The organism is Kosakonia radicincitans DSM 16656, assembly GCF_000280495.2.
Classification (GTDB): domain Bacteria; phylum Pseudomonadota; class Gammaproteobacteria; order Enterobacterales; family Enterobacteriaceae; genus Kosakonia; species Kosakonia radicincitans.
Genome location: NZ_CP018016.1, coordinates 3,562,302 through 3,583,685, shown reverse-complemented (window position 1 = coordinate 3,583,685; position 21,384 = coordinate 3,562,302). Strand labels below are relative to the sequence as shown.

Here is a 21,384-nt window from a genome sequence, read left to right as displayed (position 1 = left end):
TGGCAATTGCATTGGCATGAATAATCACCACCGCAACTGCCGCGATGCAGGTGCTGGCAACTTTGGCATTCGGGCTGTCGGGGGCGCTGGTGGGAGACAGTGGTGCCAATGCAGCAGCACAGGCCGGGAAAACGACGGTTGAGAATAACTACCTGACTGGTGACGGTTACGATATCGAGGATTACGGCCCGATAACTGTAGTCACTAAAATTGTGATGATTTTGACCGTGATGGCTATTAAGGGGCCTGTTGCGAGGGATGGCGTGAAGGTACTTACGATAGTGAGCTAAATAGGATTAAGGAGTAGTTGTATGTTCGGAATCTTTACGTTAGGCGAACCAACGAATATGGAAGATGAGTTAGTTCAACCATCATCTATCATTATTAATGACTTTAAAGAAAAGTTATATTTACCCTTAGCTTATTGGGATGTGGAAACTTATAAAAGAAATTGGCTGAATTCTCTCGAGGAAGGGTTTTATAAAAAAAATCATTCTGCGCTAGCTGTTTCAATGTATGAGCCAAGTAAAGTTAATTTTATATTTACATGGGTTTTATATTATGAAGGCCAAAATGTTTACGTGCAAAACAATGTTATTTTTCTTGATAAATGTGATAAGTTCATCCCTGAAAATATAAATGAATTTATAGAGCTACGTGCAATTTATGATGAGGATGGAATGAAAATATCTGAATGGGTTACTGATATGAAAAGTGTCTTAGGTTTTTTTTATAGTCTTCATGGCCTAAAATGATTTTGTAATTATCGAAAAGGAGTGCCATATGTTGATATACAGAATATAGCTCCAGCCTGGAGGCGCCACAAGCCTGTTATCGGCCCCAACTCTCTTTCCGGACGCTACGTTTCGGCTCTGCCAACTCTGGCATCAAGCTCATAAGGCTAACTAATTATGGTAATATAAAAGTCATGGTAATTTATGGTGAGTTCAGAATATTAACGTCAGCTATGAGTCATTCGAATGAAACTTTCTGATGAAGAATTATTTGCGCTGATTTTTACCTTTAAGAAAGATAGCAATTTTAAAACTGAATATCTGAAAAATTCTTATGTTATCGAAAGAACTAGTTCAGGTGTCGGTTTTTTTTCAACAATTAAGGTTGATGAGTCTGTCGGACATTTTGCTAACTCAAAAAATATTGGGAGAGGACGTTTAGACACAGGCATATGCCATATGGTGGCTGCTTTATGGTGCGTTTAGAGGATAACCTGCAATTGGAACTCGAAGCTGTAGCTTTTGAAAGTTTATGGCCGAAAATCTTTGTGCAGAGTGATTTTTATAAATGATCTTATTTATAAATATATCAGTCTGCAGTAATTACTAGTGATAAGTCAGAAATATGCTGAATCAACAAAGTATACAATCTTGAACCCTCAGTCAGGCAAGATTTTCGTTAACAAGGATGAACCACGCTAAGGAATCAGCTACAACATCCGTATCGGTGCTACGCCTGTTACAAGCATATCTGACCGATGCCTGCATATGTTAAAAAATGAAATACGGGGCCCTGGTTTTACGGGCGTTGAATAATATTTCCCCGCTAAAGAAAGAATTAAATAGCTTTCTCTCCCGCCAATACCCCAACGGCCACATCACACAACCACTTTGGCGCATTGATGCCATCAGCGTGTCGATACCAGCAGCAGAATGTCGGCGCACTGAGTCGCGACACAGTTAGAGATTCAGACCCAGGCCGTTGCGTTGGGTACCCAGGCGATGGATGCCTGGCGGCAGAGCCAACTGGACGAGGGTAAAAAGAAAATCCGCGCGGATATGGAGGCGAACGGTGAACTGGATGGCCTGACGGAACAGCAGATTGATGACAAAATCGCGGGTTCTGCACAGTATAAAGAGGTCGATAAGGAATACGGTGTCGGCAGTGATTTCTGGCGTAACGGCACTGCGCTGACGGGGCTACTGGCGGGGGCGCTGGGTGGAAATGTCACTGGCGGGATGGCGGCAGGCGCAGCACCGTATGTGGCAGGGCTGATAAAAAGCGTCACCGATGGTCATGAAAGCGCGCGCATTGCACTGCATACCCTGGCGTCAGCGGTACTGGTGCAGTTACAGGGCGGCAATGCTGCTGCCGGAGCGGCCGGTGGTTTTATTGCGGCGTCGAGTTCAGAAGCGCTGTCGCTGGCGTTTTACAACAAAGAGCCGGATAAGCTATCACCGGATGAAAAAACGGTGATAGTGAACCTTGTGGCTGCGCTGGGTGCGGCAGGCGGTAGCGTGGCTGCCGGGAACAGCAGCGACATCGGCGGCGGAGCAAATGCGGCACGGGTTGAGGTTGAGAACAATACTTTTCTGATAAGCCTCCATCCTGATGCCTATCAGGATGAATTTAAGAAAACTGGCGATCCACTTTACCGACTGACTGACAAATATGAACAGGAAGTACGGGAACATGTTGAAGCTGGTGATCCCGTAGCAATACAGGAATTACATAATCTCGAAGAGGCGAAAGAAAACGCTAAAACAGCTATTGCTCTTTATGGCGTCCTTGCTGGAGGTTCCACCGCGCTTGCTGCTACTCCCGAGCTGATTGCCCTTGTCAGGGCGACTGCCAGTAGTTGCGCGGGAAACCCGGTGCTCTGTGCTAATGAAGTTAGTATATGGATAGCAGAAATGGCTGTCGGGGATGCGCTTCCGGCAGGTCTGGCAACCGCGATGGTCAGTAAGATGTCGGTAGCTGAACTGTCAGAGCTGAAGGCGTTGATGGCTGTTGATAAGCAGTCAGGCAACAGATTGACTGCTGAGTCGCTTGAAAGTTTTGTAGGTAATACGGCGAAGAATGGCCAGTTGCCAACGTCAACTGTTGAGCAGACGATAGCTAATTCTGTAGTTGATCCGAAAAAATTTGATTATCTTTTTGGTAAGGGAACGGGCAGTGATCATACGTTAGATCGTACAAACCAACTTGCCCTGGAAATGAAGCGATTAGGTGTTACTGATGACATTAATGGTTATGCACTTTTGGCTGAACATTTTACTCAGGCGACTAAAAATCCAAATAACATTGTGAAAAAATATACGGATCAATACGGTAGTTTTGAGGTCAGACAGTCTTTCTTCATTGACCCTTCAGGAAAAGCTACAATGTTTGAAAGTACTTTCGAAGTCACGAAAGATGGTGCTTATCGATTTATTACGACTATACCGAAAAATGGAGTAACTAAGTGATGTTCATAGAAAATAAGCCTGATGAAATTGAGTTGCTCTCTTTTTTTGAAAGTGAACCTGTTTCGTTTAAACGAGAAAATGTTAGTTTTTTATATACTGCAAAAAACCAATATGGTCTTAGCGTTTATTTTTCTTTTAGTATTGTTGAAGGTTGGATCCAATACTCAATTAAACTACATGATAACGAAATATCACATGCTTGTATCGATGGTGTTAACTCATTTAGCATAAGGAATGATAAGCTTGGTGATTATATTTATATTGAGGTTGCTACAGAGAATTTAATCAATAAAGTTGAAATACGTATAAAGCCGGATATAAAAATTAGCTCTGTTGTCAGATAACGCGAATTCCGAATGTTGGACTACTGTTATGTTTGCTTCAGCCACTCCAGAGTAGAGTGTTAGAAATTATGTGCCATCACCGTAATATGTAACAAAAAAGGAATGGCGCATGTTCCAGCCCTTTGATTTCGACAAAACTCTTAAAGTACTCAACCGTTCAGACATTAACGCGGTAAAGATTGCATCTCAACCGCGTTAATCAAACAATTAACTGAAGATACTCTGTCAGCATGGCTTGACTTCCATCTGGGTCTGGATGTAGAGGCAATCGTAAAAATGTAATCTGCAACCCGTGTCAACCGGGCTGCCGGGAACGTCACTGGCCAGCCTGTCCGACAGCGCCAGCAGTGGCATCGGCGGCGGAGCAAATGCGGCACGGGTTGAGGTTGAGAATAATTCGCTACGGGCGGTTGTTATTGCCGGGAAGCTGGCGATTCAGGCTTGCGCGAAAACGCCGGCTTGTAGCACCGCTCTGGAAGAAGAGGGATTGGGTGCATTACTGGGAATTGGTGCAGCCAAAACCGTAATGGATAACTTGTCTTCTTCTGAGCAGATGTATGTTTTTTCTGTAGCCATGAATGGCGGCCGTGCGGATTTGGTCGAAAATCTGACGCCGGAACAACGTGCAGCCTATGATTACATTGTTGAGCAGGATAAAAAGGGACCATTCCACTTATTGCCTGCCCAACAGAGTCTTTATGATGGCACTCACGGGCCGGGGCATACGGAACTGACAATAGCTGATCAGGATCCAACAGGTGGCAAACTGGTTAATCCTGACCGGAGTGGTGAACAGGGAGCAACGCATACTGGTGCTGATCAACCCGTAGAGCAGGGGGCTACGAACACAGGAAATCTTGATGGCGCACCCGATACAGGGGGTAATACTGTAACGCCAGTTCCTGACGGGCCAGATAAAGATGATTTAGCTTATCTGGCTAAAGGAGATAGACCTGCTAACTTGTCACCGGAAGGCTCTGCAAGATCCGGTGCATTCAATGAAGCAAAAAGGCAATCAGGGATTCCTGTTACCCAAAGTCCGAGTAGTGTATCACCAAATGTAGATAAACGTGGTAATGCTCAACTAGGGTATATATATGAATTTGAATTACCAAAACCTGGTGGCGGTACTCAAAAAGTGTATATTCGAGATGATGCTGGTGGCCATTTCTATAAGGATGATCCTGGCCAAAATCGTGGCCCGCATTTTAATGATGAGCAAGATAACCATTATGACTATTAATTATGTAAAACGGCATGCCGAAAAATTGGATGCCAAAAATGACATTACTCATTTTAACTCATCTCTTTGGTCTCTAGAGGGGATCGCCGCGGTAAGTTGGGAATTACCTGGCTTTTCGCGTAGAGAGTATTGTGAGCAGCTACTAAAGGATATTTTCGATACTATTACCGATCACACAAGTGAAAACATATATGTAATGCTGCAATTAGTCCCAGAGCAACCTGATTCAGTGATGGTCAATTATAAGAAAACATGGGGGCTGGTTGCTAATTCAGGAGTGAATGTTGAGAGTATTTATAATAAAAAATCTTTTATTGATAAAGGTTGTAAAGGGCTGGTGTTAACTGGATTAGGAAGTATTCCTACTACTGTAAGTAATGAGGTGCAAAAATTAATAAATATCGAAGAGAAATTGTTTTTTTCAAATATTTCACCGAACATACATATTGAGAACAATTCTCAGCATGATCGCCTTACACAATGGATTCATAATATTTTGTATAGTAATGGGGTGGTTTTTTTCCCTTTGGGGCAATTTGACGAGAAGTGTGCAGAGATTGTTGCCATTGGCAGCAAATCGGTGTTGGGGAAAATTTGGTAATCGGCAGAATTCTTAATGTAATGATAGTAAAAGGGGATGCATATATTCCTGTTGATAAAATAGAAATATGGCCACGAGGTGGTGCTGCAGGAGATTTGGATGCACTGACATCCCGCTTAGATGTATTAAAAGCTGAGAGGAGGGAGAATCAGAGTGCTTTCGCTAAATCTGGTAAGAGCGATGAACTAGAGAAAATTGAAAAGGATATTTATAGGATCAATAGATCCAGACAAATGGGACAGGATCTGGAAACGATCGGTATAGACAACAAAAGTGGTTTAAATAATAGTATTATTATTGATAAGTTGTTAAGTTCAGCTAAAGAAGTTAACGCTGCAAATACGAAAAGCTCTATCGTTCTTGCAGGAACAAATGGTTCTGTGCGAATTAACGCAACATGGAAAGTATTGCCTGATGGAACAAAGCGGTTAGCGACCGTCACTACGGGTATTTTTTAAAAGGTAAGTGAGTATGTCGATACTAAAAAAAGAGCAGCTGATTTCGGAGTTAACCAGCTATATCAATAATGGATACCTGACGCTTGATTCTTTTGATGACCCTCGGGATGAGGCTGCAACAGCGTTATGTGAGTTACGTTCTATTGATAGTTCTGCATGTGAATTCTTTTGTAAAAAAATTCTCTTGTCTGTAGATGTTGGGGATCCTTATTTGGATGGTTTTTGTCTTGGACGTCTTTTTGATCTGAACAAAGAGTACGCTCTCGATTATGTAACTTCTCATGTGATGGAGATGTCTGCTCCTGTACTCGGAGCTGCGATGGATGGATTGGCTCAATACAGTAAAACATCATTTAGGTTGAATTTCACAGAAGATTTAGTTGCAAAGATATATGCGCGTTATGATGATGTGGCAAAAAACCATTTTTCCCAGGAAGTAATGGCATCATCATATCGTCTTTTTGTTATATCATTTACCAGAAAAAGTGATTAGTATTGATATATCAAATTAAGTGAGTTATGTCGATAATTTGACGATGCGATATACACAAAATACATGCTGCTTGTAAATCAATAGGGTTCTGGTCGGGTAGCAAGAAATAATTTTTCGTGAGTATATATGTGGGGGTGTAAATTATATAAAAATAATCAATGTTGTTATTTTTTTTTGCAGATGAAATTATTTTTCATCAAGAGATTATTATTCCGCTTGGCTGTGGAGGTGATATATAGATAAATATAATTTTATAGGGTAGAGGAAGAAGTTAGTATATGTTTAAATCAAATGTGTCTGGGGGTGTTAATGGCATAATTACCTGTCAACTTGATAATGAAATGTGTGTTTTTGTATATTTTGTGGAGCAGGCTTTGACATTCATCGTTATGGTTAGTTTTCCCGCAAAGTAGCAGTAACAATCTTGCTAATTAAATGATGATATCATGACTTTAATTAAAGATTTTGTAATATCAGACGCTAATCTTCCAGAGCAAGTTTTTCATAAGAAATTTATAAAGTATTTCTTTTTTGATAACGACATCTGTACCTCAGAGGATTTAATTAATTGCACTTGGGCAATCATCAACCAATCCTTTGGTTGCGATTCAGTTGCGGATGTTTTTTCCAGTACTGATTTTGCATATTTAGGGGAACTCTATGCAGATGAGAACTGGATTTCTAAGTTAAAAGACATGACCACTGGATTGAACAACGCTGGTGACTATGGTGCTCTGACAATTATAGAGAAAAATAAACGCTGGGCACTTTTTCAAAAAACACCAGTTGATAAAGGCGTTTTGGGGATCAATAGTAATGTAAGCTTAGAACCGATAAAAAACATAATTTATGATAATTTTGTTGATTGTGATGTTTTATCTAAATGGCTTGAGCAGAAGACCTCTCAGGATGTTGAAATGGTTCGGAGTATTGGAAAAAAATACTTGATGAGGCTTATGATAAATTATAGTTGATAATTAAATGGGTGTTTGCTGGTAAATAAATTATTTGATTTTTGTTAAATATGAAGAACCACCTGGAAATGATTTTAGAAAAGAATGATCAATCCGTAGGTTTAATAAAGAAATTCAGCCTTACCATAAATCGGATGAGGGGGGAACGGATTATTGATGGAAATCAGCTAATAGCACAGTGCGCAGGTTGTGGCCGCAAAACAATAACTGAGCCTGGAAATTATGAGATTTGCCCTGTGTAAATGGGAATATGATTCCGTCCAGTCATCGGATCCCGGCTTTGCAGGCGGAGCGAATACATTATCTTTTGCGGAGGCTCAACGGCTTTTCTCTCTCAGGTCTCGCCAGGCTGTTACTGAATCCTCGTACAAACGGTAAACACACGCCGCAAAACAGTGTTAATTAACACCCGTTCACCTGTTTTCACCTCCTCCCGCATTCTCTTGACAGATATCAATCCCTCCTTTGCGATGCCGCTGTTGAATACCAGAGCAAAGTTTTTGCCCGGTATGCGGTTCGCACCGCTCTTCGATAATTAAAACAATCTGGTTATGGTCATGGAAAATGCTGTTCCGCAGCTTCAGTCAGTACATTCAGATCGCGTTCGTCGTCTAATTCAGCGCTGGCGCAACGATCCCGAAGCCACCTATCAGACGTGGTTTTTATGGGAGCAGAGGTTGAAAAACTTTCGCTCGATCCGCAGCGGTATTGTGGTCGTGGTGGATGAAATTGAGCAGGAAAAATTTGGCGTTGCTTACCGCGGTTCCTCGCTGGAGACAATTGTTCACTCCATTGCCGAGCAGAAACAGATCTTCAAAGGTGCCGATCACGCTTTTCTGTGGAAACCAAAGCTGCGCATTCCGGATATTTATGAAAACAGCGCCAATCAGAAGGCCTTTGCCCGGCTTCTGCATCATTGCGCCTGTGCGACGTGCGCGGACGATATTGTGGGACATATCAATGCTATCGATGCGTTGAAAATTAAAGGGCTCGGCCCGGCGGTCGCGAATCTGCTCTATTTTCTTCACCCCACGCACATTCCCCCGTTTAACACCGCCATTGTAAATGGCTATAACGCCCTTACCGGCGCGAAAGTTAAGCTCGGCAGTTGGCCGCATTTTCTCGCCATGCGCCAGGGGATCCTGAATTTGAACGCACAGTACCGCGAATTACTGTCAAACGATTTGGGCGCTATTGGCGGGCTGCTTTTTGATATCGGTTCGGGTCGCTATCCTGCGCCGCCGCTGGAAAATTCCGCCGCTGCCGACGCAGACTGGAGTGCGTATCTGGAGGCGGCTCGCCCGCCGGCGGCGCAAAATAAAGCGCAAATCCAGGACGGGGAGAATGAACGCACGCACACGGAAATCCAGGCCTGGCTGCGTGATATTGGCAAAGCGCTCGGTTACGACGTATGGATTGCCGCCAACGACCGCAGTCGTCTGCATCAGGGCGTGGCGCTATCGCACGGCTGTCTGAAAGCACTGCCGGAACATATCCTGTCGGTAAACGGTTCTGAAGCGACGCGTCTGATCGATGTCCTGTGGCTGAAACCAGAAGGTGCGCAGGTGGTGGCGGCATTCGAAGTTGAGCATTCAACCTCCATCTACTCCGGGATCTGCCGGATGCTGGATCTGGCGCTCAACGGCAATGATTTGTCCGCCTCAACCGAGCTTTTTCTGGTGGCGCCGGACAGCCGCGAAAATGATGTCAGAAGCCAGCTACAGCGCCCGGCCTTTAGCCGCATCACCGATCTCAATATGGCCTGGTTGCCCTACAGCGAGCTGGAAAAGCACCGCGACGCCATTATGCGTTTTGGCTCGGATCTGAAAGCCATTAAAGAGATTTCCCACGCCCTGTTGTAGCGCTGGCGGATAAAGAGATGCGCTAAACGCTGTGTTGACGGTGAAAAATGCCCGGGGCCGAAGCGTCAGGTTTCGGACCCGGCACAACGTGCCGTCACGGCGGCTACAAATCAATCACCAAAACCCGCGAGTGGCTGCGTGAGCAACATAGCGCGATATGCTGCGTGGCGGCGGTTTTCTCCGCTGCCGATTGCACCGTATCGCGGTGATCGACCACGCCATCAAGCACCGGCGTCAGACAGGCACCGCAAATCCCCATCTCACACGAAAGCGGCACTGCCACGCCATTATCCTGCAGCACCTGCGCAATGCTTTTGTTTGCCGGAACGGGCCATTTTTCTCCGCTGGAGGCCAGCGTAATGGTAAAAGTCTCTTCCTGTTGCGACGCCGCAACGGGCGCGGCAGGCGCAAATGCCTCGCTGTGGATCTGCGCTTCAGGCCAGCCTTTTGCCGCCGCAACGTCTCTTACCGCTGCCATAAAACCCGCCGGGCCGCAGGTATAAATGCGCTCTCCGTCGCCGGGGGCGGGAATCGTTGCCGCCAGCGTCTGCCGCGGGCTTTTGCCTTCTGAGGAGCAGTGAATAAGACAAACCCCGTGCTTCAGCGAGCGGGAGAGTTCGCGTGCAAATGCTGCTTCTTCTCGCCGTTTCACGAAATAGTGCAGCGTAAACGGCGTACCTGTCGCCTCCCGTTGCAGCAGCATCGCATAGAGTGGCGTAATGCCAATTCCGGCGGCCAGCAGCAGCACCGGGCCGTCATCGCGTAGCGCAAACAGGTTGCGTGGCGCTGAGATTGTCAGCGTCTGGCCTGGGCGTAACGTCTGATGGATATAGCGCGAGCCGCCGCGAGATGCGCTCTCCTGCGCCACGCAGATCAAGTAGCTTTCCGTCGTGCTTTCTCCGGTCAGCGAATACTGGCGGATCAGGCCGCAGGGCAGATGCACATCAATGTGCGCGCCGGGCTGCCAGCCGGGAAGCGGTTCGCCATTGGCGGAGACCAACCGCACGGCAAGATTTTTATCGCCCTGACGCCACAAGCCATCAACCACCACATTCAGCACGTCATTCATCGCGCACCTCACACCAGAAAGAACTCGCCAAAACCCATTTTTTTCAGGCCACGGCGATAGGCAATCGAACTTCTGTCCGCCGGAATATGGGCTTCCAGCGTCAGATCCAGCGGCAGCCTTTCCGGCCGTTGTGTCTCTACCATCAGGCGATCTTCTTCAAACACGCGCAGGTTGAACGCGTGCACCTCTTCGATCGGGATATGCAGATCGAAATTGCGCGCGATCGGCGCAAACATGCGGGTAACGCGCGAGGAGACCGGCGATGCGGCATTCATGATCACCAGCCGCGCCTCGCCGGGAAAATGGATCGTCAGCGTGGCGGTAAACGGCAGGTGCATCTCGAAATGGCGCAGCCACTGAAAACCTTCCGGCGCGCGATAGTCAGAACTCGCCGGATAATTGCCGACCGAACTCCAGTAATCAGCAATAAAGCCAAACTCGGTCTCCTGCGGGCTGTAATCCGGGACGAACTGGTTATTGGCATCGGCGAAGGTGTCTGTGTGGATCCACGCAAAGTGGGCGACATCGAGAAAGCCTTCCACCTGGCGGCCTGCAAATCCGTTCACCTCAAAGGCCGGGCAGTTGATCTGCTGAAAACCCTCGTCATCCCAGTGCGGCATCGTCGGGAGCGGTTGCGGGTTTTCCGCGTCAAACGCCAGGCAGGTCCAGATCAGGCCGAAACGCTCTTCAACCGCAAACGTTACCAGGTTGAGTTTTGCCGGTACCGGCTGATCGGGGCTGGAAGGAATGCGGTTACAGCGGCCATCTTCACCGAAACGTAGCCCGTGGTAGGGGCAGACGATGCCCTCTTCATCGTGGAAACCGAGCGTCAGCGGCACGCCGCGGTGCGGGCAGACATCGCGGGCGACCACCACCTGGCCCTTCACGCGATAAATCACCAGTTGTTCATCAAGCAGCGTAGCTTTCACCGGCGCTGCGCCAATATCGCAGGCGCGGGCAACGGGATGCCAGCATTTTGCCAGACGTAACCAGTCCTCCGGCTCGAAGGTGCAATGGGCAGGTGGGGTGGGGAGTGCTGTTTTCATGGTCATCATAGGCTCACATAAAAGCAATTGTTTAATTGTTGTAAGTTTATTGTTGTCATATTAGGGTGTTCACATCCATCGCCATTAATTCACTATTGCGTTGCAAAAATGTGTACAGGTGCAGCATGAGTCCATTTTCCCGTTTCGCCCTCTATTTCGCTGAAGTTGCCCGCAGTGGCAGCCTGCGCCGCGCCGCAGAAAAACTGCATATCTCCGCATCGGCGATTAACCGGCAGATTTTGCAGGCGGAGGAGGAGTTTGGTACGCCGCTGTTTGAGCGGTTGCCGGAAGGTTTACGCATGACCACTGCCGGCGAGTTGCTGTATGACAATTTGCTGCGCTGGCAAAAAGAGTTTCAGCTTACGCGGCAAAAATTTGATGAGTTGCAAGGGCTGAAGCGCGGCTCGGTCAGTGTGGGAATGGTGCAGGCGCTGGCGGAGGGGAGCTTTGCCAGCGCGCTGGCCGACATTATCACCGGGCAACCATGGCTGGAGCTGGAACTCAAGGTCGCAGATAGCCACACTGTCAGCCAGAAAGTGCGGCAGGCCGATCTCGACTTCGGTTTGATCCTCGACCCGGAAGGGCAATCAGGGCTCAATGTGCTAGCCTTCGCCGAGCTGGAGATGGGCGTGGTGATGCGTACGGATCACGAAATGGCAACTGCTCAAGCGTTATCGCTGGGTGAGCTGAGCGAGGCGCGGCATATTCTGCCCGGCGCGCCGCTCATTGTGCATGAACGTGTCGGCATGCTTTATCGCCACTACGATCTCGCCCCGTCGAATACCATCAATTGTAATGACATCCGGCTGATTAAATCGCTGGTGCTGAAGGGGAGTGGCGTCACGGTGCTGAGCCTGCTGGATGTGCTGGACGAAGTGAAAAACGGGCAACTGGCGTTTGTGCCGCTGCGCAACAAACTGCTGCGCCCGCTGACACTGGCGCTCTGTACCGCGCCATCGCGCCAGCTTTCCCGCCCGGCGCAAATGGCGATCCAGAAACTGACCCAGGTGCTGGAAGCGATGCAGAGCGTTGGCGCATCAGCCTAACGGCCCGCCCTGAATGGTATCGCACAGGCCATTGATAATGCGCTCGCCGGTCTCCTCTTTCAGTTCCTGATACCACGCCTGCGTCAGCGCCATATCTTTGCCGTGAGTGATATCGCAGCGTTTGCGCGCCTTGAGCACCAGATCGCGCACCCGGTCGCAGCGTAGTGCTTCATACTGACGCAGCACGTTTTCGATGTCGCTCTGCTCGCGGAAAAGGTTTCCCAGCACCACTGCGTCTTCCATCGCCGCGCAGCCGCCCTGGCCGATATCCGGCGTGGTGCTGTGTCCGGCATCGCCCAGCAGCGCCACTTTACCGCGCACCAGCGTGTCGAACGGTTCGATATCATGGATCTCGATACGGTTCGTGGTTTGCGGATCCAGCGCGGCAATCAGCCGTTGCACCGGCGGCGCCCAGCCGCTGAAGTAGCGCGTCAGATCGTCGCGCAGCGTGCTGCGATCTTCGGCCAGCCCGGCGGGCAGCGGCACGTCAAAGAAAAAGTAGAAGCGTCCATCGGAGACGGGCATCAGCGACACCCGTTTACCTTCGCCCACAAAGGTTGTCCACTGCTCGGCAGGCGCAATGGCTTCATCGATTTTCACCAGGCCATTCCAGTTAACATAACCTGCATAGCGACGCTCCGGCGTATAGCCCAGCACATACGGGCGCAGCGCCGAATGGCTGCCGTCGGCGGCAATCAGAAAATCACCGTGGGCGCAGGTGCCATCGCTGAACCACGCGGTCACGCCGTCGGCATGCTCCTCCACTTCGTTGACCCGTTTACCAAACTGCACCCGGTCGCGTCCCCAGTGATTGAGCATTTCGCGCTGCAGCTCCGCCCGCGAAACCGGGCACGGGCGTCCACCCACCCGCTCAACCAGTGGCGCAAGGCTAAACTGCGTCATCGTTTCGCCATTGCGGTAATCCTTATAGGCCATAAAGCGCATCGGGCCGCCATAGGTCTCCATCATCTCGCCCATGCCCAGATGGTTCATGCACTTCACGCCGTTGGGCCAGATGGAGATCGCCGCGCCGACCGGCTTGATCTCTTTCACCGCTTCGAATACCTGACACGCAATACCTGCGTTCTGTAACGCCACAGCCGCACTCAGGCCGCCGATACCTGCGCCAATCACCAATGCTTTCATTCTGTTCTCCTTTTACATGCGTGTAACAGATGGAGCAATTTGCGTACCAGAATGACGACGGGCGCTGGCGCGAGAGAAAACGGGCGTTGCGAGGTTATGTTGCACTTTTGTAGTGCGTATTTGTATTAACGTTGCCTTTTTGTGAATCAAAAATTTCCAAATTTGGTGCAAGGAATCTAAAGTTTCACAGCGCTGGCGCGGGAGTGGCGACTCTGGCCTGCTTTGTGCATCAGGGCGTTGACGCGAATTGACAACAGGATGGAACGCCATGTCTGATGAAAAGAACAGCAACTTATTGTACGGGCTGGAGCAGCGGATCCCGCCGCTTCCGGCTTTCTTCAGCGCTTTACAGCACGTACTGGCCGGGTTAGTGGGCATCATTACACCGCCGCTGATTATCGGTGCGACGCTGGGGCTGGGCGAGTGGATGCCGTGGTTGATTAGCATGTCGCTGCTGGCCTCCGGGATTGGCACCTTTTTACAGTCCAACCGCGTGTGGGGCGTTGGCGCAGGTATGATCTGCATGCAGGGCACCAGCTTTGCCTTTCTCGGTGTCGCCATTGCGGGCGGGATGTGGGTGAAAGGGCAGGGCGGCACGGCGCAGGATGTGATGGCGATGCTGTTTGGCGTCAATTTCGTGGCCGCGCTGGTGCCGATTATCGTCAGCCGCTTTATTGAGCCGCTGAAGCGCATTTTTACGCCGATCATCACCGGCAGCGTGATTGCCCTGATCGGCATCAGCCTGATTAAAGTCAGCGTGAATAACTGGTGTGGCGGCGTACAGGCGAAAGATTTTGGCAGTATGAGCAACATCGGCCTTGGCGCAGGCACGCTGGCGGTGATTGTGTTACTGAGCTGTGCGAAAAACCGCTGGCTGCGTCTCTCTTCCGTAGTGGTCGGCATCGCCCTGGGTTGCATCGCCGCAGCCCTTGTCGGTAAGTTTCACTTCAGCGGTCTCGGTGATACCTGGTTCCGTTTACCGGCGCTGTTCCCGTTTGGGTTCCAGTTTAATAGCGCCATCTTTCTGCCTGTGGCGCTGGTGTCGCTGGTGTGCATCCTGGAGGCGGTCGGCGATCTCACCGCCAATTGCCTGATCTCGCATCAGCCCATCGATAACAGCGCGTTTCGTTCCCGGCTGAAGGGCGGCATTCTTGCTGACGGCATCAGTTGCATGATTGCGGCGATGCTGGGCGCCTTTCCCAATACCACCTTTGCGCAAAACAATGGCGTTATCCAGATGACGGGCGTCGCCAGCCGCTTTGTTGGCCGCTATATTGGCGTGATCCTTATCCTGCTGGGGGTGTTCCCGCCGTTTGGCGAGATATTACGCCAGATCCCGTTGCCGGTGCTGGGCGGTGCGACGATGGTGATGTTTGGCTGCGTGGTGGCGGCCGGGATCCGCATCATTACCCAGAATCCGTTAACCCGCCGCGACATGCTGATTGTCGGGCTGGCGTTTGGTTTTGGTATGGGCGTCGAAGCGGTACCCGCTTTTCTCGCCCATTTCCCGCCAATTATCGGTAATCTGTTTGGCTCGGCGGCGACCTGCGGCGGCTTAGTGGCGATTGTCCTGAACCTGATTATTCCGGAAGAAAAAACGGCCATCGCCGCTGACGTAAGGAGCAAAGATGATCGCGCTGAATCACTTTAATCAGCTACCGGGCGATGAGGCTGCGGCACTGTTGCAGCCGTGCGTGGCGATCCCCGGCTGGACGGCAGCGCTGGTGGCCGCGCGTCCGTTTGCCTCGCTCGCGGAACTTCAGCAAACCGCGAGTGACATCGCCGGAGCCTGGGGCCGCGTCGAGCTGGAGCAGGCGCTCAGCGCACACCCGCGCATTGGCGAAAAGCCTGCGGGGGCGCAGGCGCATGCCGCGTTATCGCGCCAGGAACAGTCGGCGGTGGACAATCGCGACGCGCAACTGGCGGCGGCGCTGCGCGAGGGGAATGCGCGCTATGAAGCGCGTTTTGGCCGCGTTTTTTTGATCCGCGCCAAAGGCCGTAGCGGAGAAGAGATTCTGCACGCGCTGGAACAGCGGCTGACCAACAGCGACGCCGAAGAGATCGCGGCGGCGCTGGAGCAATTACGGGAAATCACCTTATTACGACTGGCAGGAGCGATTGGCGAATGAACAGCCTCAGTACCCATATTCTGGATATTTCCAGCGGTAAGCCCGCGCAGGGGGTGACGGTTAATCTGTTACTCGACGAGCAGACGGTGGCGAGCGGCGTCACCGATGCGAACGGACGAATCGGTGCGCTTTCCTCTTCATTGATGCCGGGACATTACCGGCTGGTGGCGCAAACGGGAGAATGGTTTGCACAGCGCGGCGTGGCGACACTGTTTCCCTGCGCGCAAATTGACTTTGTGATTACGCAAACGGCAGAGGAGCATTTCCATCTGCCGTTCTTAATTGCTCCCGGCGGCTGGTCAACTTACCGCGGCAGTTGACCATGCGCACTGACCGTTAATCCACGTCTCGCTGATATTGCGCTCGTCGCCGAGGGTCATCAGCACAAACAGTTGCTCGTAGATGTCCTTGCAGCGCGTGTTGCGCAGGCGCTGCAAGGGCGTCACCGCCGGGTCAATGACCACAAAATCGGCCTCTTTGCCTGGCGCAAAATTACCAATTTTATCGTCCAGACGCAGGGCATGCGCGCCGCCAAGTGTGGCGTGGTAAAACGCTTCGCTGGCGCGCAGGCGATAGCTTTGCAACTGGCCCACCTTGTAGGCTTCACCCAGCGTGCGCAGCATGCTGAAGGTGGTGCCTGCACCTACATCGGTGCCGATGCCCATGCGCACTTTGTTCTGCCAGCAGGCGGGCAGGCGAAACAGCCCGCTGCCGAGGAACAGGTTCGAAGTAGGGCAAAACGCCACCGCCGAACCGGTATCGTGCAGGCACTGCCACTCTTCATCATGCAGGTGAATGCCGTGGGCAAACACGCTGCGCTCGCCGGTCAGTTGATAGTGGTGGTAAACATCAAGGTAACGTTGATGTTCCGGCCAGAGATCGTTGACCCACGCCACTTCATTCGGGTTTTCGCTTAAATGTGTCTGCAGCCAGGTCTGCGGAAACTCTTCGCGTAAACGGCGTACCGCCTCAAGCAGCTCCGGCGAGGAGGTGGGCGCAAAGCGCGGCGTAATGGCATAACCCAGCCGCCCCTGATGCTGCCAGCGCTGGATCAGCTCGCGCGTTTGCTGGTAGCTCTGCTCAGCGGTTTCGCTGAGATATTCCGGCGTATGGCGATCCATCATCACCTTACCGGCGATCAGCCGCATATTCAGGCGCAGCGCTTCGCTAAACAGCGCGTTGACAGATTCCGGGTGCAGCGTGCAAAACACCAGCGCGGTGGTGGTGCCGTGGCTCAGTAACTGGCTGATAAAGAATTCGGCAATCTCTGTGGCGTAGGCTTCATCAGCAAACTGGCTTTCAACCGGAAAGGTGTACGTTGTCAGCCACTCCAGCAGTTGTTCACCAAATGCGCCAATCATTTCGGTTTGCGGATAGTGCACATGGGCATCAATAAAACCGGGGAGCAGCAGTTTGCCGCGCCGGTCGGTGTAGCCTTTATGCGCATCCAGATATTGCTCGCCCTCCTGCCAGCTCATTCGCGCCTGAATCTTGCCGTCGCGAATAAATAGCAGACCATCTTCAATGAAACGTGCGTGGTGGGCGATATCGTCGGCGTTGTCGCAGACTTCTGCAATGTCAAACAGCGCGCCGCGGACCGCGGCATGATAATCAATCATCGTTCCTGCCCTGATCGTTTCCATTGTGGGTGAAGTGTTAAAGCAAAATGAGTGCCAGCCGCGACGAGAAACGCCGCGGCCTGAGGTGAAGGGTTACTCTTTTTGTGCCGCGACGTTGGTATTGAAATGCGATGTCGTGACAACAGCGCGCTCTTCGCGGGCCAGCCAGCGATAGGTGATGCCGCCCAGCAGGACGCCGATAAACCAGCTAAAGTTGGCGACTTCGTGCAGCGCCGGAATAAAGCTGATGATCAACCCGACGGCCACTGACGGCACCAGCGCGCCAATCGCTTTCGGGTTAAAGCCATTGCGATACCAGTATTTGCCTTTTGGCGTGTCATCAAACAGGTCATCAACAAACACCTGCCCGCGTTTGATCAGATAGAAATCCGCAATCAGAATGCCGAACAGCGGGCCGATAAAGGCACCCAGCACGTCGAGGGTGTAGTGGATCAGTTCCGGCGAGTTAAACAGGTTCCACGGCGTCAGCAGAATCGAGCCGACAGCGGCGATCATGCCACCGGTACGGAAGCTGATTTTCTGCGGCGAGCAGTTGGAGAAGTCAAACGCTGGCGAAACAAAGTTAGCAACAATGTTGATGCCGATGGTGGCGGTGATCATGGTCAGCAGGCCAATCGCCACCGCCAGATCGTTGCCGACGCGGCTGACGGTTTCAATCGGATCGGTGATCATGCGGCCAAACAGCGACTGGGTGCCAGAGACAATCACCACGGTCACGATCGAGAACAGCAGGAAGTTGAACGGTAAGCCCCAGCGGTTGCCACGACGAATTTCGCCCATGCTTTTGCCATAACGCGAGAAATCACCAAAGTTGAGCAGTGGCCCGGAAAAATAGGAAACCACCAGCGCAGTCGCAGTGATCATCTGCCAGGTTTGCTCACCGGCGCTGAGTGATTTGCTGGCGAGGGTAAACGAGATACCGTCGAAACCGGTCTTGTATACAATCCAGCCCGCCAGCGCCAGCATCACCACATACACGGCCGGACCGGCAATATCGATAAAGCGCTTGATCGCGCTCATCCCGTGCCAGAACACCATTGCCTGCAGAATCCACATCGTGGCGAAGCACAGCCAGCCCAGGTGCGACAGGCCGAACAGCGACCCCTGCGTTAAAGAAGAGAGCGACGGCCAGAATTTCAGCAGCACCAGCATTAGGGCATTCGCTGCCAGATAGGTCTGAATGCCGTACCAGGCGAAGGCGATAAGACCACGAATTACCGCCGGAATGTTGGCGCCGAAGACGCCAAATGCCTGGCGGCAGATAACGGCATAGGGCACGCCTGCCATCTGGCTCGGTTTCGCGACCAGGTTAGCGCAGAGCTGCACAATGCAAATGCCCACCAGCAGGCAGAGCAGCACCTGCCAGCTTGCCAGCCCGAGCGTAAAGAAACTCGCGGCGACGACGTAGCCGCCCATACTGTGTACATCCGACATCCAGAACGAAAAGATGTTGTACCAGCTCCAGTTCTGATCGCGCGTCGGCGCCAGATCCTCATTGCAAAGCCGTGGGCTGTATACCGCTCCGGAATCAGCGGCCTTAACCTGATGAGTGTTTTGTGTATTTGGCATGAAACCTGCTCCTGTCAATAAAAGCCCGTGAAAAGGGAGTGCTGATGTTGTTGCAGGATTCAGGCCAAAATGATTAATCTTGTATCCAATAATTTAATTTCATGTATACGATCCGATATCGAAAAGTAAAAAAGCGGAGTGGTTAATGAGTAATGAAAACAGTCTGCACGCCGCAACGGCCTTGCAGGACAAGGATGAAACCATCTACCAGTCGCTGATGACCGCGATTGTCGAACATCAATTACTCCCGGGGAGCAAATTACCGGAAGAGGCGCTGGCGGAGGTGTTTGGCGTCAGCCGCACCGGGATCAGAAAAGTGCTGCAACGACTCAATGCTGTGCAAATGGTCACCTTAACGCCCAAACGTGGTGCACACGTCGCCAGCCCAACGGTAGAAGAGGCGCAGGCGATCTTCCGTACCCGCACGCTGCTGGAAGTGGCCAACCTGCCTGACGTGCTGGCGCATTGCCAGCCGCCACATCTGGCGGCGCTGGAAGCGATTATCCGCCAGGAGCAGCAGGCGCACGAAGCCTATGACGGCCCGGCGGCCATTCGCTACTCCGCTGAGTTCCACATTCAGCTTCAGGCTATTTCCGGCAACCCGGTGTTGACCGAGATGGTCACCGGCCTGAGCCAGCGCTCTTCGCTGGTGATCGCCGCCTGGGGCTCGCCGTGGCGCCAGGGGTGTCGTTGTAACGATCATGAACAACTGGTTGATTTACTGCGTAAAAAGGATCTACAGGCGCTAAGCGCGGCGCTGACGCACCATTTTGAACATATCGTCGACAGCCTCTGTTTCGAGCGGGCTGGCGTTTGTCTGCCGGATTTCGCCCGGCTGTTTGCCAGTCACAAGGAGGCATAATGTCTGCCGTTTGTATACAAGTTATCAACCCGAACACCAGCCTGGCGATGACCGAAACCATTGGCGCAGCGGCAAGAGCGGCGGCAGCACCTGGCACCGAAATTGTGGCGGTGTGCCCGCGCGAAGGCGTGCCGTCGATCGAAGGGCATTTTGATGAAGCGATAGCCGCCATCGGTGTGCTTGAACAGGTGAAAGCCGGGCGTCAGCAGGGCGTGGATGGCCACGTGATCGCCTGCTTTGGCGATCCGGGATTGCTGGCGGCGCGCGAGCTGGCACAGGGGCCGGTGGTCGGCATCGCCGAAGCCGCAATGCACATGGCGACGCTGGTGGCGACCCGTTTTTCCATCGTCACCACCTTGCCGCGCACGCTGATTATCGCCCGTCATCTGTTGCAGCAGTATGGTTTTCAGGAACACTGCGCGGCGCTGCACGCCATCGATTTACCGGTGCTGGCGCTGGAGGACGGCAGTGGTCTGGCGCAGGAAAAAGTGCGCGCGCGCTGTATTCAGGCGTTAAAAGAAGATGGCTGTGGCGCGATTGTGCTCGGCTGTGGCGGAATGGCGCAGCTTGCGCAGGAGTTGACGCGTGAACTGCATGTGCCGGTGATCGATGGCGTCAGCGCGGCGGTAAAAATGGTGGAGTCGCTGGTGGCGCTGGGCTTATCGACCAGCAAGCGGGGCGATTTGGCTTTTCCGGAAAATAAAGTGTTGAGCGGTAAATTTCAGGCATTAATGCCTTAGCGAGTGGAGGGAGAATGGCACTTTTCGACGATAACTATCCGCGCGATTTGCGTGGTTACGCAGGGAAACCCCCGCACGCGCAGTGGCCGCAGCAGGCGCGCATCGCCGTGCAGTTTGTACTGAATTTTGAAGAGGGCGCAGAGAACCATGTGCTGCATGGCGATGCCGGATCGGAGCAATTTCTCTCCGATATTATTGGCGCGGCCAGCTATCCGGATCGGCATATGTCGATGGATTCACTGTATGAATATGGCAGCCGCGCCGGATTCTGGCGCATCCATCAGGAGTTCAGCAAACGCGGGTTGCCGCTGACGGTGTTTGGCGTGGCGATGGCGCTGGCGCGTCAGCCGGAGATCGTTGCGGCCATTAAAGCGGCGAATTATGACGTGGTTAGCCACGGCTGGCGCTGGATCCACTATCAGAATATGGATATCAATGAAGAGCGTGAACACCTGCAAAAAGCGGTGCAGGTGCTGCGCGAGCTGTTTGGTAAAGCGCCCACTGGCTGGTACACCGGGCGCGACAGCCCCAATACTCGACAACTGGTGGTCGAGCATGGCGGGTTCGATTACGACAGCGATTACTATGGCGACGATCTTCCGTTCTGGAGCGAAGTTACTTGTCGCGACGGCACGCGCAAACCTCACCTGATTGTGCCGTACACGCTGGATGCCAACGATATGCGCTTTGCTACCGCTCAGGGTTTTAATACCGCCGAGCAATTTTACACCTATCTGAAAGACAGCTTTGATGTGCTCTACGCCGAGGGTGAAAGTGCGCCGAAGATGATGTCCATCGGCATGCACTGCCGCCTGTTGGGGCGTCCTGGCCGTTTTCGCGCGCTGCAACGCTTTCTTGATTATCTCCAGCAGCACGATCGCGTCTGGGTCTGTACCCGCCAGCAAATTGCCGATCACTGGCGGCAGGTTCATCCCTACGCACAATAAAAAACGCCCGGA

The 21,384-nt window shown here is 51.8% G+C and carries 24 protein-coding genes; 19 read left to right on the top strand and 5 right to left on the bottom strand.

Annotated features, from left to right (window positions below; translation table 11 throughout):
• Positions 1-44: 44 nt before the first annotated feature.
• The 12 genes from Y71_RS17345 to Y71_RS17295 all read left to right on the top strand — a co-directional run bounded on the left by Y71_RS17345 (position 45) and on the right by Y71_RS17295 (position 9,178).
• Entirely contained in the window at positions 45-290 is a 246-nt protein-coding gene (locus Y71_RS17345; protein WP_079518149.1) for a VENN motif pre-toxin domain-containing protein, read from the top strand.
• 21 nt (positions 291-311) lie between these two features.
• A complete protein-coding gene (locus tag Y71_RS17340; protein ID WP_081120812.1) occupies positions 312-755 on the top strand; it encodes a hypothetical protein in 444 nt (147 codons plus the stop codon).
• A 225-nt stretch (positions 756-980) separates the two neighbouring features.
• Entirely contained in the window at positions 981-1,220 is a 240-nt protein-coding gene (locus Y71_RS30070; protein WP_007374267.1) for a hypothetical protein, read from the top strand.
• Positions 1,221-1,721: 501 nt separating this feature from the next.
• The gene (locus Y71_RS17335; protein ID WP_007374269.1) at positions 1,722-3,203 is read left to right on the top strand and encodes a VENN motif pre-toxin domain-containing protein; all 1,482 of its coding nucleotides are present in this window, start codon (positions 1,722-1,724) and stop codon (positions 3,201-3,203) included.
• A complete protein-coding gene (locus Y71_RS17330; RefSeq protein ID WP_035886251.1) occupies positions 3,203-3,547 on the top strand; it encodes a hypothetical protein in 345 nt (114 codons plus the stop codon). Before Y71_RS17335 ends, Y71_RS17330 begins: the two co-directional genes overlap by 1 nt.
• 292 nt (positions 3,548-3,839) lie before the next feature.
• Positions 3,840-4,790, top strand: coding sequence for an HNH/endonuclease VII fold putative polymorphic toxin (locus Y71_RS17325; protein ID WP_007374270.1), 951 nt, complete (start codon positions 3,840-3,842; stop codon positions 4,788-4,790).
• Positions 4,780-5,391 carry a hypothetical protein gene (locus tag Y71_RS17320; RefSeq protein ID WP_143091390.1) on the top strand — a complete coding sequence of 204 codons (612 nt, stop codon included), beginning with the start codon at positions 4,780-4,782 and terminating at the stop codon, positions 5,389-5,391. The genes Y71_RS17325 and Y71_RS17320 overlap by 11 nt, the downstream gene beginning before the upstream one ends.
• 20 nt (positions 5,392-5,411) lie before the next feature.
• Positions 5,412-5,849 (top strand): hypothetical protein, encoded by a 438-nt coding sequence (locus tag Y71_RS17315; protein WP_035886248.1) that lies wholly within the window; start codon positions 5,412-5,414, stop codon positions 5,847-5,849.
• A gap of 13 nt (positions 5,850-5,862) precedes the next feature.
• Positions 5,863-6,342, top strand: coding sequence for a hypothetical protein (locus Y71_RS17310; protein WP_007374272.1), 480 nt, complete (start codon positions 5,863-5,865; stop codon positions 6,340-6,342).
• A gap of 446 nt (positions 6,343-6,788) precedes the next feature.
• Positions 6,789-7,316: a hypothetical protein gene (locus tag Y71_RS17305; protein WP_007374273.1), complete on the top strand. Its 528-nt coding sequence runs from the start codon at positions 6,789-6,791 to the stop codon at positions 7,314-7,316.
• A 222-nt stretch (positions 7,317-7,538) separates the two neighbouring features.
• A complete protein-coding gene (locus tag Y71_RS31005) occupies positions 7,539-7,694 on the top strand; it encodes a CPCC family cysteine-rich protein (protein WP_227135767.1) in 156 nt (51 codons plus the stop codon).
• A 179-nt stretch (positions 7,695-7,873) separates the two neighbouring features.
• Positions 7,874-9,178 carry a type II restriction enzyme NmeDI-related protein gene (locus tag Y71_RS17295; RefSeq protein WP_007374274.1) on the top strand — a complete coding sequence of 435 codons (1,305 nt, stop codon included), beginning with the start codon at positions 7,874-7,876 and terminating at the stop codon, positions 9,176-9,178.
• A 103-nt stretch (positions 9,179-9,281) separates the two neighbouring features.
• On the opposite strand, the gene Y71_RS17290 is transcribed toward Y71_RS17295, so the two are convergent.
• Positions 9,282-10,247 carry a PDR/VanB family oxidoreductase gene (locus Y71_RS17290; protein WP_007374275.1) on the bottom strand — a complete coding sequence of 322 codons (966 nt, stop codon included), beginning with the start codon at positions 10,245-10,247 and terminating at the stop codon, positions 9,282-9,284.
• A gap of 8 nt (positions 10,248-10,255) precedes the next feature.
• Complete coding sequence (gene hpxD, locus Y71_RS17285; protein ID WP_007374276.1) at positions 10,256-11,293, bottom strand: molybdenum cofactor-independent xanthine hydroxylase subunit HpxD; 1,038 nt, start codon at positions 11,291-11,293, stop codon at positions 10,256-10,258.
• Positions 11,294-11,418: 125 nt separating this feature from the next.
• On the opposite strand from hpxD, the gene hpxR reads away from it, so the two are divergent.
• Positions 11,419-12,339, top strand: coding sequence for a LysR family hpxDE operon transcriptional regulator HpxR (gene hpxR, locus Y71_RS17280; protein WP_007374277.1), 921 nt, complete (start codon positions 11,419-11,421; stop codon positions 12,337-12,339).
• Here hpxR and hpxO read toward each other — a convergent pair.
• Positions 12,331-13,485, bottom strand: coding sequence for an FAD-dependent urate hydroxylase HpxO (gene hpxO, locus Y71_RS17275; protein ID WP_007374278.1), 1,155 nt, complete (start codon positions 13,483-13,485; stop codon positions 12,331-12,333). The two genes, hpxR and hpxO, sit on opposite strands and share 9 nt — an antisense overlap.
• Positions 13,486-13,753: 268 nt before the next feature.
• On the opposite strand from hpxO, the gene Y71_RS17270 reads away from it, so the two are divergent.
• The 3 genes from Y71_RS17270 to uraH are packed head-to-tail and all read left to right on the top strand — an operon-like array spanning position 13,754 to position 15,934.
• On the top strand, positions 13,754-15,136 hold the full coding sequence (locus Y71_RS17270; RefSeq protein WP_007374280.1) for a nucleobase:cation symporter-2 family protein: 1,383 nt from the start codon (positions 13,754-13,756) through the stop codon (positions 15,134-15,136).
• Complete coding sequence (uraD, locus tag Y71_RS17265) at positions 15,114-15,614, top strand: 2-oxo-4-hydroxy-4-carboxy-5-ureidoimidazoline decarboxylase (protein ID WP_007374281.1); 501 nt, start codon at positions 15,114-15,116, stop codon at positions 15,612-15,614. Before Y71_RS17270 ends, uraD begins: the two co-directional genes overlap by 23 nt.
• Positions 15,611-15,934: a hydroxyisourate hydrolase gene (gene uraH / locus Y71_RS17260; protein WP_007374282.1), complete on the top strand. Its 324-nt coding sequence runs from the start codon at positions 15,611-15,613 to the stop codon at positions 15,932-15,934. The genes uraD and uraH overlap by 4 nt, the downstream gene beginning before the upstream one ends.
• On the opposite strand, the gene guaD is transcribed toward uraH, so the two are convergent.
• Both guaD and Y71_RS17250 read right to left on the bottom strand, forming a co-directional pair.
• Positions 15,914-17,233 (bottom strand): guanine deaminase, encoded by a 1,320-nt coding sequence (gene guaD, locus Y71_RS17255; RefSeq protein ID WP_007374283.1) that lies wholly within the window; start codon positions 17,231-17,233, stop codon positions 15,914-15,916. The genes uraH and guaD overlap by 21 nt on opposite strands.
• Positions 17,234-17,326: 93 nt before the next feature.
• Positions 17,327-18,823 carry an NCS1 family nucleobase:cation symporter-1 gene (locus Y71_RS17250; RefSeq protein ID WP_007374284.1) on the bottom strand — a complete coding sequence of 499 codons (1,497 nt, stop codon included), beginning with the start codon at positions 18,821-18,823 and terminating at the stop codon, positions 17,327-17,329.
• Between the two features lie 145 nt (positions 18,824-18,968).
• On the opposite strand from Y71_RS17250, the gene Y71_RS17245 reads away from it, so the two are divergent.
• From Y71_RS17245 to puuE, 3 genes are read left to right on the top strand one after another with little or no spacing between them, the layout of a single operon-like run.
• On the top strand, positions 18,969-19,685 hold the full coding sequence (locus Y71_RS17245; RefSeq protein ID WP_007374285.1) for a GntR family transcriptional regulator: 717 nt from the start codon (positions 18,969-18,971) through the stop codon (positions 19,683-19,685).
• Complete coding sequence (gene hpxA, locus Y71_RS17240) at positions 19,685-20,425, top strand: allantoin racemase (protein ID WP_007374286.1); 741 nt, start codon at positions 19,685-19,687, stop codon at positions 20,423-20,425. Before Y71_RS17245 ends, hpxA begins: the two co-directional genes overlap by 1 nt.
• A 14-nt stretch (positions 20,426-20,439) precedes the next feature.
• Positions 20,440-21,372, top strand: coding sequence for an allantoinase PuuE (puuE, locus tag Y71_RS17235; protein ID WP_007374287.1), 933 nt, complete (start codon positions 20,440-20,442; stop codon positions 21,370-21,372).
• Positions 21,373-21,384 lie beyond the last annotated feature (12 nt).